At 42.7% G+C, this 14,318-nt stretch carries 15 protein-coding genes and 1 tRNA gene; 13 read left to right on the top strand and 3 right to left on the bottom strand.

What is annotated here, in order from left to right:
* The first annotated feature begins 90 nt into the window (after window positions 1–90).
* Entirely contained in the window at window positions 91–1,107 is a 1,017-nt protein-coding gene (locus DQW11_RS19275) for a threonine aldolase family protein (protein ID WP_113925741.1), read from the top strand.
* 209 nt (window positions 1,108–1,316) lie between these two features.
* On the opposite strand, the gene DQW11_RS19270 is transcribed toward DQW11_RS19275, so the two are convergent.
* The 3 genes from DQW11_RS19270 to DQW11_RS19260 all read right to left on the bottom strand — a co-directional run bounded on the left by DQW11_RS19270 (window position 1,317) and on the right by DQW11_RS19260 (window position 2,545).
* Window positions 1,317–1,400, bottom strand: a tRNA-Leu gene (locus tag DQW11_RS19270).
* A 73-nt stretch (window positions 1,401–1,473) separates the two neighbouring features.
* Window positions 1,474–1,770, bottom strand: a complete 297-nt coding sequence (locus tag DQW11_RS19265; RefSeq protein WP_113925740.1) for a putative quinol monooxygenase — start codon at window positions 1,768–1,770, stop codon at window positions 1,474–1,476.
* A 1-nt stretch (window position 1,771) separates the two neighbouring features.
* Window positions 1,772–2,545, bottom strand: coding sequence for an SAM hydrolase/SAM-dependent halogenase family protein (locus DQW11_RS19260; protein WP_113925806.1), 774 nt, complete (start codon window positions 2,543–2,545; stop codon window positions 1,772–1,774).
* Window positions 2,546–2,648: 103 nt separating this feature from the next.
* Here DQW11_RS19260 and DQW11_RS19255 point away from each other — a divergent pair, with 103 nt between their 5' ends.
* The 12 genes from DQW11_RS19255 to DQW11_RS19200 all read left to right on the top strand — a co-directional run bounded on the left by DQW11_RS19255 (window position 2,649) and on the right by DQW11_RS19200 (window position 14,206).
* Window positions 2,649–3,650, top strand: a complete 1,002-nt coding sequence (locus DQW11_RS19255; protein WP_113925739.1) for a PhoH family protein — start codon at window positions 2,649–2,651, stop codon at window positions 3,648–3,650.
* Window positions 3,580–4,044, top strand: coding sequence for a GNAT family N-acetyltransferase (locus DQW11_RS19250; protein WP_113925738.1), 465 nt, complete (start codon window positions 3,580–3,582; stop codon window positions 4,042–4,044). Before DQW11_RS19255 ends, DQW11_RS19250 begins: the two co-directional genes overlap by 71 nt.
* Window positions 4,045–4,086: 42 nt before the next feature.
* The gene (locus tag DQW11_RS19245) at window positions 4,087–4,623 is read left to right on the top strand and encodes a DUF3575 domain-containing protein (protein WP_113925737.1); all 537 of its coding nucleotides are present in this window, start codon (window positions 4,087–4,089) and stop codon (window positions 4,621–4,623) included.
* Window positions 4,624–4,713: 90 nt separating this feature from the next.
* Window positions 4,714–6,672 (top strand): ComEC/Rec2 family competence protein, encoded by a 1,959-nt coding sequence (locus tag DQW11_RS19240; protein ID WP_113925736.1) that lies wholly within the window; start codon window positions 4,714–4,716, stop codon window positions 6,670–6,672.
* Between the two features lie 79 nt (window positions 6,673–6,751).
* The gene (locus DQW11_RS19235) at window positions 6,752–7,528 is read left to right on the top strand and encodes an enoyl-CoA hydratase/isomerase family protein (protein ID WP_113925735.1); all 777 of its coding nucleotides are present in this window, start codon (window positions 6,752–6,754) and stop codon (window positions 7,526–7,528) included.
* Window position 7,529: 1 nt separating this feature from the next.
* Window positions 7,530–9,440 (top strand): RecQ family ATP-dependent DNA helicase, encoded by a 1,911-nt coding sequence (locus DQW11_RS19230; RefSeq protein WP_113925734.1) that lies wholly within the window; start codon window positions 7,530–7,532, stop codon window positions 9,438–9,440.
* Window positions 9,440–10,033, top strand: coding sequence for a hypothetical protein (locus DQW11_RS19225; protein WP_113925733.1), 594 nt, complete (start codon window positions 9,440–9,442; stop codon window positions 10,031–10,033). Before DQW11_RS19230 ends, DQW11_RS19225 begins: the two co-directional genes overlap by 1 nt.
* A gap of 1 nt (window position 10,034) precedes the next feature.
* Window positions 10,035–10,586 carry an NUDIX hydrolase gene (locus DQW11_RS19220; protein WP_113925732.1) on the top strand — a complete coding sequence of 184 codons (552 nt, stop codon included), beginning with the start codon at window positions 10,035–10,037 and terminating at the stop codon, window positions 10,584–10,586.
* A 20-nt stretch (window positions 10,587–10,606) separates the two neighbouring features.
* Complete coding sequence (locus tag DQW11_RS19215; RefSeq protein WP_113925731.1) at window positions 10,607–11,056, top strand: acyl-CoA thioesterase; 450 nt, start codon at window positions 10,607–10,609, stop codon at window positions 11,054–11,056.
* A 54-nt stretch (window positions 11,057–11,110) separates the two neighbouring features.
* Window positions 11,111–11,794, top strand: a complete 684-nt coding sequence (locus DQW11_RS19210) for a tetratricopeptide repeat protein (protein WP_113925805.1) — start codon at window positions 11,111–11,113, stop codon at window positions 11,792–11,794.
* 2 nt (window positions 11,795–11,796) lie between these two features.
* Complete coding sequence (locus tag DQW11_RS19205) at window positions 11,797–12,759, top strand: L-threonylcarbamoyladenylate synthase (RefSeq protein ID WP_113925730.1); 963 nt, start codon at window positions 11,797–11,799, stop codon at window positions 12,757–12,759.
* A 247-nt stretch (window positions 12,760–13,006) separates the two neighbouring features.
* Window positions 13,007–14,206 carry a phosphoglycerate kinase gene (locus DQW11_RS19200; RefSeq protein ID WP_113925729.1) on the top strand — a complete coding sequence of 400 codons (1,200 nt, stop codon included), beginning with the start codon at window positions 13,007–13,009 and terminating at the stop codon, window positions 14,204–14,206.
* The last annotated feature ends 112 nt before the right edge of the window (window positions 14,207–14,318 follow it).

Below are 14,318 nucleotides of genomic sequence, written 5' to 3'. Positions count from 1 at the left end.
TATTTCGCGTAGCATATTTCTTTTAATATTTCGCTGCAGGCATATTCCCATTTATTTCACGAAGCATATCTCCACTTTAATTCTTTTAAAATGATTATAGACTTACGTTCAGATACCCTCACCAAGCCTACCCAAGGCATGTTGGAAGCCATGTGGTCAGCACAAGTTGGCGATGATGTATTTGGTGAAGATCCGACTGTCAATGCCTTGGAGCAGAAGTTGGCTGACATGTTTGGCATGGAAGCGGGACTTTTTTGCCCTTCCGGTACCATGACCAATCAGATTGCAATCCGTCTCCATACACGGCCACAGACCGAGCTGATCTGCCACAAATATTCCCATATCTACCTCTATGAAGGAGGAGGCATCATGTCCAATTCCCATGCTTCGGTAAAACTTTTGGACGGGGAATATGGAAAAATCAGTCCTTCTGACATCGCTGATGCCATCAATCCTGATGATGTCCATGCTCCCGAGACTATCTTGGTTTCTCTCGAAAACACCATGAACAAAGGCGGCGGCAGTATTTATACAATAGATGAAGTCAAAGCCATCCGGGCCATTTGTGATCGGCATGGTTTGAAGCTTCACCTTGATGGGGCAAGGATTTTCAATGCTTTGGTAGTCACCGGGGAAAGTCCCAAAGCTTGGGGAGCGATGTTCGATACCATTTCTGTTTGCCTGAGCAAAGGATTGGGTTGTCCGGTGGGTTCTGTCCTTCTAGGATCAAAAGAAGACATCAAGCGTGCCAGAAAAGTCAGAAAATCTTTTGGTGGCGGAATGAGGCAGGCGGGTTTTTTAGCGGCTGCGGGAATCTATGCCCTCGATCACCAAATCAAAAGATTGACCGACGACCATGACAGGGCAAAGAAATTAGGAGAGGTCCTGGAGCAACATCCTTTGGTATCGGAAGTTTTTCCCGTCGTCACCAATATCGTCATCGCAAGATTGAAGGGCATCACTCCGGCCGAAATCCTTCAAAAATTGGATGCTGTAGGCATCAAAGCTGTCCGCTTTGGCAAAGACCAAATCAGGTTTGTTACCCACTTGGATTTCGGGGACGAGGGATTGGAAGAGTTTGGGGGGAGAATCAGGGAAATAAGATAGAAATATGCTTTGCGAAATAGATAGAAATAATTTGAGCAGAAATAGTGGGAGATTTTGCCGTTTCAGTAATGGTACCTGTACTGTAAAATAAAAAGAGATTCGTTTTCTACTCAAAATAAAATCGCAGGTTTGAATTGAATTCCCGAAAACATATCAACTCCCAAAAAACAACGAAACAAAAAAAGCCCGCATTTCTGCGAGCTTCTCTGTACCCAGAGCCGGAGTCGAACCGGCACGAGTGTAACCTCATTGGTGTTTGAGACCAACGCGTCTACCAATTCCGCCATCTGGGCATTTCAATCATTACCCGTCCCTTGCTGAACGGGATGCAAATATGAGTAAAGATTTTTTTTCCTGCAACACCTTTCAGGGCAGTTCTTGGATTTTTTTGGAACTGAAAGCAACAGGTTTTTCTGCAAAAAGGGTTTTGGTAAACGACCACACAGTTTTAAACAGCTCGGAATCACGGTATTGATTCAGGGACTCTTCACTTTGCCAATGACTGTAGGTCATGAAAATATTTTTGTTGTTCTCGTCTTGCCACAGTTCCAGATGGCTACAGCCCGGAAAATTTCTGATTTTTTGTTTGTTGGCTTCAAAATTTTCCAAAAAAGCTTTGACAGCTTCCTCCCTAAAGGTCATCCTTACCACTCGGACCAGCATCTTATTCCGCTTCAAAATTGATAAAAACAGGACTGTCATGTCTCAATCCCAACAAATCCGCCCCATGTCCATGGTTGATGCCGATTTCCAGGAGTTCGATGCTGTTGAAGAAAGCAAAGCAATCACCTGCGTCTACATTGTCATAGGTTTTGTTCAGCCTGTTGATTCTTTCCCTACCAAATTCCACGTTGTATTTACCGGGATTGAGTTTGTCAAAAACCTCTTTTGGAATATTGGTAATCAGGTTGCCATAGTTATCGATACGGATGACGTGGCCTATTATCTGTTTTTTGGTGGCTTTGAATTGCCTTGGGATCATTTTTTTGATCTGCATCAGCGGACCGCCAAAATCATGGATCGCAGCACCGGAGGCCACTTTGGCAGCGATGGGTGCAAGGATATCTTTGACAGGGAATGTACTTTCTTTGATATGCACTTCGGAGAAAAGAACACAAATCCCCGGATCATAATCGGATAGCAGGCTGAGGACTCCGTTGTTTGGTCCCAGGAAAATATGTTCTTCCAACTTGATCCCTATATAACCCTCTGTGCTGGCGCTTGTGCTGTTCATGGCCACCAGGTGAACAGTGCCTTTTGGAAAATCTCTATAGATTGCTTTCAGGACAAAAGCAGCATGTGCAATGTCGTATATGTCGACTTTGTGCGTGATGTCGACAATATTCAATTGTGGGTTGATGGATAACATCTTGGCCTTTACAGCCGGCACATAGTAGTCGGCGTCTCCAAAATCTGAGGTGAATGTTATCAATGCCATGGAAGCAAGTCTGTTAAAATTTTGTACTTTTGTACAGGTGTGAACAAAATTAGGAATTTTATGCTTACACCCTCTATAGACTTCACAATTCAAGGAAATTAGATTGGTAGAAAAAATAATCACTCTGGAAAACATCCCGCTACTGGACTTTTTAGGCTCAGAAAACGAGAACATCCGCCGCATTGCTGATGCTTTTCCCCAAAGCAAAATAGTATCCCGAGGCAATGAAATCCGTATTCAGGGACGTGCCCCGGAGATTCTCCGAATCAATGATTTGATCAATATGCTTCTGCAGCATTTTCATAGGTTTGGTCATGTGACCCCGGACAATGTAAAAGAATATATTGCTTTGGAAGGTCAGCCTTTCGAAGAAAATGAAAAGAATGACGTCATTCTCTACGGTAACAAGGGGCTTGTCGTCAAGCCCAAATCTCCCAACCAACGCAAACTTGTAGAGTCAGCTTCTAAAAACGACCTTGTGTTTGCATTGGGTCCTGCCGGTACAGGTAAGACCTACATCGCCGTTGCGCTGGCAGTCAGGGCATTGAAAAACAGAGAAGTCAAAAGAATCATCATCACCCGCCCGGCTGTGGAGGCAGGTGAAAATCTGGGATTCCTTCCTGGAGACTTACAGGAAAAACTGGATCCCTATTTAAGACCGATTTATGATGCTTTGGCCGACATGGTTCCGGCGGAGAAGCTCAAATATTACCAGGAAACAAGAGTCATTGAAATCGCTCCCCTTGCCTACATGAGAGGAAGGACGCTGCATGATGCTTTTGTCCTGTTGGATGAGGCGCAGAATACGACAAGTGAGCAGATCAAAATGTTCCTGACCCGGATGGGGCCCAATTCCAAGGTTATCATTACAGGTGACCAGACACAGGTCGACCTTCCCACCAAAAAGAAATCCGGACTCACTGAAGTATTACATATCCTCAAAGATGTCAAAGGAATCGGCGTTGTAAGCCTGAGTGGAAAGGATGTTATCCGCCATAAATTAGTCAAATCGATCATTGAAGCATACGAAAAAGATGAATCCCAAAGAGACGAAAGAAGAGAAGCAAATCTCCGTAGAAAAAGTAGTGACGAAGGAGCAGCTTAAAACAGTTTTTGGCATCCGAGAAGAAGTTTTTGTCATCGAGCAGGAAGTGGATCCTGCTGAGGAATATGACGAGTTTGAGGATACTTCCATTCATTTTTTGGCAAAATCAAAAGGAGAACCTGCCGGAACTGCAAGATGGAGATTCACTGACAAAGGCGTGAAACTTGAGCGCTTTGCAGTATTGAAACCTATGCGCGGAAAAGGAGTGGGCTTTGCTCTGGTCGATGCAGTGGTACAGGATATCAAACTTCACCCGGATTCAAAAGGCAAAAAACTATACTTACATGCCCAATTGGACGCCATGCCGCTATATGCGAAATTTGGATTTCAGAAAGTTGGCGACATGTTTGAGGAGTGTAATATCAAACATTTTAAAATGGAATTATACCTTTGATATTTGAAAGAATAAATTGTACCATAAACCGACGCTATTGATATGAAAAAATTAATGTTTGTTATTATTTGTTTTGCCTTTTTTCAGGCCAATTCTTTTGCCCAATCTTTGGAAGATCCAAAAGGAGAAATCAGACTCAATTTTCTAAACACCATTTTGATGGGCACAGTTGAAATCGGTTATGAGGCCTTTTTGAAACATGACCAATCCCTTGGAATTGAATTGCATTTGAATGACAGGTTCGGGTACAGTGGGCAAAAAGATGGAAGAGATTTTGAAACAACTTCGGTTTTGGTTTCTTATAACTTCTATTTTGCAGGGGATGATAATGGGAAAATGTACATTTCACCTTTTTTGAAATATCGTTTTGGAGATTTTAAAGAAATCATCGATAATGCAACGGCAGTGACCAATATGAACAGTGGCGCAATCGGCTTAATTGCGGGTTACAGGTGGAATTTCAACAATTTTGCTTTTGGTCCCTTCGGTTCTTTGAACAGACAGTTTTCACAAGAAGTGCAAAACCGTTTTTCTGCAGTAGAAGTAAATGCCGGTTTTAACGTCGGTTACCGTTTCTAAAAAATATTAAACGTTTAAATTAGGGGCAAAGGAGTCAGAAATGACTCCTTTTTCTTTTTTTGTTTTTAAATTCCGAGAAACAATTTTCCCATGCATTTTTCGGAGTTTCCATTTTTGCGATATGCTCTTTTCTTTATCCTCGGGATAGTTTTTTATCCTGTAAACCAAATAGGGATTTGGGCTTTAATTGGGATTGGTGGGGCTTGCGGTTTGATTTACCTTTTTATAGTTTTTGTCAATGACCATCATGGAAGGTATAAATTCATAATCATCCTTCCGTTTTTGGCTTATGCCCAATTATTCGTGGCGGGGTATTTTTTCACATACCACAGAGACATCCTAAATGACCCAAATCACCTTTTGAATTCCAACAAAGATATCAAGGCATATCTCGGAACAGTAATCAGCAATGACGAACCAAAGCCTAATTCGAAAGCAAACAGGATCAATGTCAAAAAGGTATTTGACGGGAAAGTTTGGGAAGAAAAACAGGGAGAAGTTTTGATTTACCACCGCTCAGCTCAGGGACTTTCTTCCGGAGATTTGTTACTGATTTCGGGCAGTCCCCAAAAAATCCAGGGACCAACCAATCCATTTGAATTTGATTACCAGAAATTCATGCAAAACCAACAGATTTCCCACCAGCATTTTATAGGAGATAAGTTTGAGAAATTGGGTGAACTAAACGAAAATCCGGTTGAGACTTTCTTTATCGGTATCAGATCAGTGATACTTGATGGCATGGACAGTCTGATCCATGATAGGGAAGCGAATCAGGTTGCAAAAGCGATTTTGTTGGGACAAAAGAAAGATATGGACACTTCGATTTCTGATGCCTACGTCACCACGGGGGCCATGCATATTTTGGCTGTTTCTGGATTGCATGTCGGGATTGTGTATGGATTTTTCTTTTTGTTTATAAAACCCTATCGGCTCAAAGTCAAAAAAAGGATCATTTATCTCAGCATAATTATTTTATTGATTTGGGGATATGCGCTTTTGACGGGAATGTCGCCTTCAGTCATGCGGGCTGCGACGATGTTTTCATTGATGGCTCTGGCACAGATGAAATCCCGCAACCCTTCTATTTTCAATGCCATTGCCTTGTCTGCAGTGATTTTGTTGGTGTATGACCCCTTCTTAATCTATGCTGCGGGTTTTCAGTTGTCATACTTGGCACTTATAGGGATTTTGGTGATCCAACCATTGATCGTCCCCCTTTGGAGTCCGAAAAACCGTATAGCGGATTATATATGGCAGATTACGGCGGTGAGTTTTGCAGCCCAATTAGCCACTTTTCCGATATCGGCTTACTACTTTCATGTCTTTCCGACATACTTCGCGATTGCCAATGTCGTAGCTATTCCGGGCGCTTTTTTGATGATGGCTTTTGGGGTTCCTTTTATGGTTTTGGTCAAAGTTCCCTATGTCTCTTTGGCGTTGGGCTGGATTACCGAAAAATTAATTGTTTTGGTCAATTCGCTGATTTTTTGGTTTCAGGAACTGCCCGGATCGAGGATTTCAGATATTTTTTTTTCAGAAGTTTTCATTTGGGTTTATTGGTTGATTTTGGCAATGTTCATTTTGCTTTGGCTATATCCTGGAAGAATATTAGTCTATTCCTTAATGGTTCTTTTAGGCATAATTGGGATTTTCCGGGCTGTTATTAATTTTTTTCCAATGGAGAAAAAAGAAATCATCATTTATGCTGCCGGAAAGGGATTTGCTATTGATTATCAAATTAAAGAATCCCTTTTTTGGTTTGACCAAGCTTTAGAGCAAGACATAAGCTATAAAGTTAACCCAAATAGAATTGCATCTTCCGCCAAATCCAGATTTCCAATGGTTGCCTTTGAAACCCAAAATGGACTAGAAATCCCCCTTGCCGGGCTAAATCAAAATCTAATTTTTCAAAAGAATTCTATTCGCTTGCCCGATGACATCAATGATTTTACAGTTTATAGGTGGAATGAAATAAAATGGGAAACATTGCCCAAAACAGATTCTATACCAATAGGCGGTCATTCATATAAAATTATAATAAACTAAGCGTAATCTTGGAAGAGCAAAGGGAGTCGGCTATCTTTCAATACTCGATTTTATTTCTATTTACCAATTTCCAACCTCTATGGACAAGCCTATAATTTCCCTTATCAAAGACAGGATAGGTTACATTATCCTCAACAGACCCGAGAAAAGAAATGCTTTAAACGGCGAAATGATTTCTTATCTTGATGCTGCACTGACGGATTTTGAAAGGGATGATGCTGTCAAGGTAATTGTTATCAAAGCCGAAGGAAAAGTCTTTTGTTCAGGTGCAGACCTTGCGGCACTACATGCTCTTCAGTTTAATTCTTTCGAAGAAAACCTGATTGACAGCCGTGGCCTTAAAGACCTTTTTCACAAAATTTATACTTTTCCCAAGGTCATCATTGCGCAGATTCAGGGACATGCCTTGGCTGGAGGATGTGGCTTGGCAAGTATCTGTGATTTTTCATTTGCTGTTTCCGAAGCAAAATTTGGTTATACAGAAGTCAAAATCGGATTTATTCCCGCTATTGTCATGGTTTTTCTCCTTCGGAAACTCGGTGAAGGCAAAGCCAAGCAGCTGCTGCTGGAAGGAGACTTGATTTCTGCTACCTATGCCCAATCCATGGGACTGATCAACAGGGTGGTCGAAGCCGCTGAATTGGAAGAAAAGGTCTATGGTTTTGCACAAAAACTGATTGAACAAAACTCGGGTGAAGCCATGTCGCTTACCAAAGAAATGATTGGAAGGGTGCAGGAAAGGACTTTGGAAGAGGCTTTGGAATATGCAGCTTCTATGAATGCCAAGGCTAGAGGAACAGATGATTGCAAAAAAGGCGTCACCGCATTTTTGAACAAAGAGCAAATCAAATGGTAAATTGAGAGAAAAGGCTTTCCATATTCTCAGTACGGTTTTTGGATACAGTGACTTCCGTCCTGTTCAGTTGGAGATCGTGCTTTCTGTTTTGGAAGGAAAGGATACACTTGCACTTTTGCCCACCGGTGGGGGAAAATCCATTTGTTTCCAGGTTCCGGCCCTGACGATGGACGGAATCTGCGTGGTGGTGAGCCCGCTGATTGCATTGATGAAAGATCAGGTGGACAACCTTCGGAAAAAGGGGGTTTTGGCTGCAGCGATTTATTCAGGGATGGGAAAAAGAGAGATCGATACCGTATTGGACAACTGCATTTACGGCAATTACAAGTTCCTTTACGTTTCCCCGGAGCGGCTCAAAACCGAGATTTTTATTGAGCGCTTCAAAAAAATGAAAGTCAATCTGATCGCTGTTGATGAAGCGCATTGCATCTCACAATGGGGATATGATTTCAGACCGCCTTATTTGGAGATTGCGCTGATCCGGGAATTTCACCCGAATGTTCCATGTCTTGCCCTGACTGCTTCCGCTACTTTGAAAGTAAAGGCAGACATCATCGAGAAGTTGGAGCTCAAAAAACCATCGGTCTTTGTCCGTTCTTTTTCCCGCAAAAACCTCAGCTATTCGGTCAGATTAGTAGAAAACAAACTGGAAAAAGCCATTGAGATTCTGAATAAAATCCCCGGCTCGGCCATTATCTATGTCAGAAACCGGAAAGGCACCAAGGATATCGCCAATGTGCTCAATCAGATGGGGATTTCGGCAAGTTTTTACCATGCCGGCCTAGACAATGAGACGAGAGACAAGCGGCAAAATGAATGGAAGAAAAACCAAATCCGGGTCATTGTCGCCACCAATGCTTTTGGGATGGGTATCGACAAGCCGGATGTCAGGTCAGTCATCCATATGGACCTGCCCGAAAACCTGGAAAACTACTATCAGGAAGCTGGCCGTGCAGGGCGGGACGAACACAAAGCTTATGGGGTTTTGCTCACCAATGAGCAGGACATGATGGTCTTGGAAGAGCGTGCCGCAATGGCATATCCTCCGATTGATTTCTTGAAGAAAGTATACCAAAGTCTGGCAAATCAATACCGGATTGCGGTGGGAAGCGGGTTTATGGTCAGTTATGATTTTGACATGTCTTCCTTTACGTCGACATATGGGCTTGATTTGCTGACAACATACAATGCCCTCAAAGTACTGCAGGAGGAAGGATTTTTGGAGCTGAATGAAGGATTTTATTCACCTTCGACTATTCATTTTTTGGTTGACCAAAGCAAACTATACGAATTTCAGATCGCCAATGCCAAATTGGACCCGTTGATCAAAGTCTTGATGCGGACCTATGGCGGGGAACTTTTTGTCGAATACCTCAAAATCCAAGAATCCAAAGTGGCAAAAAACGCCAAGATGGAAGAGTCCGACCTGATCAAACAACTCGAATACCTGGATCAGGTGGGGATTTTGGCTTACCATCCCAGAAAAGACAAACCCCAAATCACTTTTCTGACAGCGAGGTTTGATGCCGGAAAACTTCCCTTGAATGCCAAAAGAATTGAAGAAAGGAGGCAAAACGCCATTTCCAAAGCTAAATCGATGGTAGGCTATATCAAGAACGTTTTCCTCTGCCGGGCAAATCAGATATCCTCTTATTTTGGGGAAGAGGGAGATGACTTTTGCGGAATTTGCGATGTCTGTCTGGAAAACCGGAAGCACCATGACACCGATGCGGAAAGAGTCAGGAAAAAGATTATTCAAACTTTAAGTGGAGGAACCTTGTTTTCTCTTCATCAAATCCATGAAATCCCCGGCCTGAAAAACGATCCTTTTACAGTCAGGATTTTGAGAGAACTCGAGGAGGAAGGATTGATCATGACAGAACCAAACGGCACCTATAAAATCAAACACTGATGGCCTCATTTATTGATGATATTTTGGGAAAATTATTTCCTAAAAAATCAGCTCCCATGAACGTGAAAGAGAATTTTTCCCAATCCGAAGGGGAAAAGGACATGGTTGCACATTGGATGGAATCAGAGGAGGGGATGGCGACGCTGAAGATCATCAATAAAAATTACCATTTCAAAAAGTCAGGAATCACGGGTTCCCCTGAGGTGCATATCCTCAATTCTCCATATGCCAATGGATTTGCAGTTTCTTTTGAAACCCCGTTGGACGAAAAAACTTTTTCCCATCTTTTCTTTGCTTTTGGCAGACGAATGTTAGATTTGGGATATCATCGTGTAAGTCTGGACAGAAAAATGGAGGAAATTCAGGAAAATGTCAGGACTACTGAAAAACAGTATTTCAAGCCACCCCTGAGTAGCACTGATTTTTCCCAAAAGATTGACCAGATGTTTGGCAATGTGAGCATCGAAAAGGTCAATATCAACGATAAACCCAGCTTCCTCAAAGTTTTGGTCACGGTCTATTCAGACCACTTGTATCAAAACGCTAAGCCCTTTGACCAGTTTATCGACGATTTATTTCAAACCTACCCTTAGTATGGACCGAAAATCACTTAGAGAAAACCTTGAAAATTATAGAACACCCTTTGAAGATGAATCCTCTTTTGTGGGTGATTTCATCGAACTGACTTTTGATGACAATGCATTTGTCAGGGAAAGACTGGAGGGACATTTTACCGGATCAGCTTGGATTGTCAATAAGAGAAGGACACATACGCTGTTGACTTTGCACCGGAAACTTAACAAATGGCTCCAACTCGGAGGCCATGCGGATGGGCATGAAAACCTTCTCGAGGTGGCCATGGCCGAAGCACAGGAAGAAAGCGGGTTGACTTCTTTGAGGATTGTGGATTCAAGGATTTTTGACATCGACAGGCACACGATTCCGCAGAGAGGCGATGTTCCTGAGCATTTCCATTATGATGTGCGGTTTTTGTTTGAGGCTGAAATGAACGAGCCTTTGCAGATTTCGGAAGAAAGTAAAGATCTTGCCTGGATACAGTTTGATGCAGTCGAAGATATGGTCGGTCCCAATCCGTCAATTTTGAGGATGTTGGAAAAAACCTCCAAATCAGAAATTTTGATGTGAACCATCAAAGAATCAACGCCATGAACAAATATAAACCGGAGGATGTACTGTCCTCTTTTTCTTTTTCAGTCCCGATTCAGGTCCGTTTTTCGGATATCGATGGCTATATGCACGTCAACAACGGGATCTATTTCAATTATTTTGAGCATGCCCGGGCAGAATTTTTATTCAGGGTCTGCGAATGGGATATTTTTAAAGTAGGTACTGTAGTTGCCAATATTAATATTGACTATCGGACTCCCATCCATGCCGAAGACAGGACCGAGGTCTATGTAAAATGTACCGGAATCGGGAATACTTCATTTGTTCTGGAGCAGGTATTGATGGGGAAATCAAAAGACGGCGGGGATAAAATCTTTGCCCAAGCTTCCACCACCATGGTGTTTGTGGACATGGAGACCATGCGGCCGGTACCGGTACCCAAAGACTATGCTGTAAAATTGTTGGGAGAATCTTCCAAAGAGGCATAATTCTTTATCTTTGCCCAAAATTAAACTACCGTGAAAAAAAATCTCCTTTGGCTGATGGCCATCATCTCGTTTTGGTCCTGTAGTCCTTCCGAGCAAGAGCTCTTTGATGAGGGAATCAAAATGATGGAAACCGAGCAATATGACAAAGCCATTGAGTTCTTTGACCGGACCATCGAAAAAAATCCTACAAATACCACCGCACTGAATGCAAAAGGTGTTGCCCTTTTCCAACAAAGTAAATTTGATGAAGCCATAGCCTCTTTTTCTGCTTCAATTGATGTGGATTCCACTTCTTACAAACCGTACTTCAACAGGGGCAATGCCTATTTGGAGAAAAAATCCTACAAAGAAGCCCTGTTGGATTACAATACTGCCAATGGACTCGATCCAAAACAAAACGACATTTACTACAACAGAGGGCTTGCCTTATTGGCTTTGGAACAATATGAAGATGCCATCTTCGATTTTGATGTGGCGCTTCAGGCGGATCCGAAAAATGCCTTGGCACAATTCAATAAAGCCAAAGCCCAATTGGGCAACAATGACCCTGTCTCAGCCATCAACTCACTGATCAATACCGTCAACCTTGACAAGCAAAACGGAGCGGCCTATTACCTTTTGGGTGTGACGCAGATGAGTGCTTTCGGTCAGAAAGAAGACGGTTGCGCCAATCTCAAGCTTGCCTTGAGTTTAGGATATGCGGAGGCAAAAACCTGGATAGACGATTTTTGTAAGTAATAATGGCCACAATCGGTAAGGACATATCAAAAGCAAAAACCCTGCTCGAGCAAGGGCATTTGGTCGGAATCCCAACCGAAACGGTATATGGATTGGCCGGCAATGCCCTCAATCCTGACGCTGTGGCCATGATTTTTGCAACCAAAAACCGACCGGATTTTGATCCTTTGATCTTGCATACTTCCGCCACGGAACGGGTCCATGATTTTGTCAAAGAAATCCCTTTCCCTTTGGATCTGTTGGCATCGAAATTTTGGCCGGGGCCACTGACTTTGCTTCTGAAAAAAAGGGAAATTGTACCTGACTTGGTTACAAGCGGGTTGGATACCGTGGCAGTAAGGGTGCCGAGTCATCCACTGACCAACGAGCTATTGTCAGAATTGGATTTTCCTTTGGCAGCGCCGAGTGCCAATCCCTTTGGCTACATCAGTCCTACCAAAGCAAGCCATGTCAATGACCAATTGGGAGACAAAATAGCCTATATCCTTGACGGAGGAGACTGTGAAGTCGGACTGGAAAGTACCATCGTGGGATTGGAGGAAGGGGAAGTGACCGTCTACCGTTTGGGAGGATTGGACCTGAATGCCATCCGTGAAGTGGTTGGCGAAGTGAAAGTAATGACGCATTCGACCTCCAATCCAAAGTCACCGGGTATGCTCAAGAGCCATTATTCCCCAACAAAACCATTTATTCTTGGTAAATTAGAAGATCTTGTTTTGGAATATTCCAAAAAAGGAATTCCATTCGCGATTTTATCTTTCTATCAAAAATTTCCATCCCTAGATCAATCCAAACAAATCCAATTGAGCCAAACAAAGGATTTGAATGAGGCAGCAAAAAATCTATTTGCAGCCATGCGGGCTTTGGATACCATGGATGTTTCCGTAATTTTATCAGAGCTTTTGCCTGAGGAAGGATTGGGTAGGGCGATCAATGACAGACTGCGGAGAGCGGCTGTTCAGTAGGCAGGTTTCAGTGGGCAGTTTTCAGTGGTCAGTTTACAGTATTCAGTAGGCAGGGATCAGAATTCAGTGGTAAGTTTTACAGTTAGAAGTGGTAAGTTGGCAGAGATCAGTTTTCAGTGTCAGAATTATTTTCTTCATTCGATGAAAGGTCAAAAAACCAAAATTACTTCCCACTTCTTACTTCTAACTTCCTACTTCCCACTTCTAACTTTCTTTAATCTTCAAAACCTTTTAAACAACAATAAACATGAACAACAGAATCAAAAGTGTGGACAATCTTGATTTTAAGGGTAAAAAAGCCCTTGTCAGGGTAGATTTTAATGTCCCTTTGGATGAGCACCAAAATGTAACAGACGATACCCGGATCAGTGCGGCCATTCCCACGATCGAGAAAATATTAAAGGACGGCGGTTCAGTGATCCTGATGTCGCATCTTGGAAGGCCAAAAGATGGTCCTGTGGAGAAATATTCTCTAAAACATGTCATCAACAATCTCCAAAAATTATTGGGGCAATCTGTGAAATTTGCGCCGGATTGTATCGGAGAGGAAGCCAAAAACCTGGCTGCAGGCTTGAAACCGGGGGAAGTGCTTTTGCTTGAAAATCTCAGGTTTTACAAAGAAGAAGAAAAAGGAGATGAAGCTTTTGCAGAAAAGCTTTCAAAATTGGGTGATGTGTATGTGAATGATGCCTTTGGCACCGCCCACCGTGCACATGCTTCCACGGCTGTGATTGCCAAATTTTTCAATACCAAAGCTGCCGGTTACCTGATGATTTCAGAGCTTGATAATTCTGACAAAGTCCTTGAAAACCCAGAGAGACCTTATACTGCCATCATGGGTGGAGCGAAGATTTCTGACAAAATTTTGATTATCGAGAGGTTATTGGACAAAGTCGACAACTTAATCATCGGCGGCGGAATGTCCTATACTTTTTCCAAGGCCAAAGGTGGAAAAATCGGAGATTCTCTCTGCGAGCCTGACAAGTTGGACTATGTGTTGGAGTTGATGAAAAAGGCAGAGCAAAAAGGGGTGAAAATCATTCTTCCATTGGATACGGTTACTTCTAAGGCTTTTGCCAATGATGCCGAACAGGGTTTGGCCAAAGCAGGAGAAATTCCTGACAATTGGATGGGATTGGATATCGGACCAGAGACAAGAAAATTATTCGGAGATGTCATCAAATCTTCCAAAACCATTCTTTGGAATGGCCCGATGGGTGTTTTTGAAATGAGCAGCTTCCTTCATGGAACAGTATCTGTTGCACAAGCTATCGCTGATGCTACCGAAGCAGGGGCATTTTCCCTTATCGGTGGCGGTGATTCGGCCGCAGCTGTCAACAAATTCGGTTTTGGAGATAAAGTTTCTTACGTGTCTACGGGAGGAGGTGCTTTGCTAGAACACATGGAAGGCAAAGTATTGCCGGGTGTGGCAGCTTTGATGCCTTGATAAAAGCTAATAGAAAGTAAGTGAAAAGATTACGAAAAAAGGCCGACAATTGTCGGCCTTTTTTCTTTCAGACCTTTACCCACAAAAATCATTCGAGAAAGAATAATCTAAT

Origin of the sequence: Cognataquiflexum aquatile (assembly GCF_003316845.1) — a bacterium.
GTDB classification, from domain to species: domain Bacteria; phylum Bacteroidota; class Bacteroidia; order Cytophagales; family Cyclobacteriaceae; genus Cognataquiflexum; species Cognataquiflexum aquatile.
This window is presented reverse-complemented; position numbering and strand designations above follow the sequence as displayed.

Coding starts and splice junctions, on each gene's coding strand:
- DQW11_RS19275 (WP_113925741.1), top strand. CDS start 91: ATGATTATAGACTTACGTTCAGATACCCTCACCAAGCCTACCCAAGGC.
- DQW11_RS19265 (WP_113925740.1), bottom strand. CDS start 1,770: ATGCTGGTCCGAGTGGTAAGGATGACCTTTAGGGAGGAAGCTGTCAAA.
- DQW11_RS19260 (WP_113925806.1), bottom strand. CDS start 2,545: ATGGCATTGATAACATTCACCTCAGATTTTGGAGACGCCGACTACTAT.
- DQW11_RS19250 (WP_113925738.1), top strand. CDS start 3,580: ATGAATCCCAAAGAGACGAAAGAAGAGAAGCAAATCTCCGTAGAAAAA.
- DQW11_RS19245 (WP_113925737.1), top strand. CDS start 4,087: ATGAAAAAATTAATGTTTGTTATTATTTGTTTTGCCTTTTTTCAGGCC.
- DQW11_RS19240 (WP_113925736.1), top strand. CDS start 4,714: ATGCATTTTTCGGAGTTTCCATTTTTGCGATATGCTCTTTTCTTTATC.
- DQW11_RS19235 (WP_113925735.1), top strand. CDS start 6,752: ATGGACAAGCCTATAATTTCCCTTATCAAAGACAGGATAGGTTACATT.
- DQW11_RS19225 (WP_113925733.1), top strand. CDS start 9,440: ATGGCCTCATTTATTGATGATATTTTGGGAAAATTATTTCCTAAAAAA.
- DQW11_RS19220 (WP_113925732.1), top strand. CDS start 10,035: ATGGACCGAAAATCACTTAGAGAAAACCTTGAAAATTATAGAACACCC.
- DQW11_RS19215 (WP_113925731.1), top strand. CDS start 10,607: ATGAACAAATATAAACCGGAGGATGTACTGTCCTCTTTTTCTTTTTCA.
- DQW11_RS19210 (WP_113925805.1), top strand. CDS start 11,111: ATGGCCATCATCTCGTTTTGGTCCTGTAGTCCTTCCGAGCAAGAGCTC.
- DQW11_RS19205 (WP_113925730.1), top strand. CDS start 11,797: ATGGCCACAATCGGTAAGGACATATCAAAAGCAAAAACCCTGCTCGAG.
- DQW11_RS19200 (WP_113925729.1), top strand. CDS start 13,007: ATGAACAACAGAATCAAAAGTGTGGACAATCTTGATTTTAAGGGTAAA.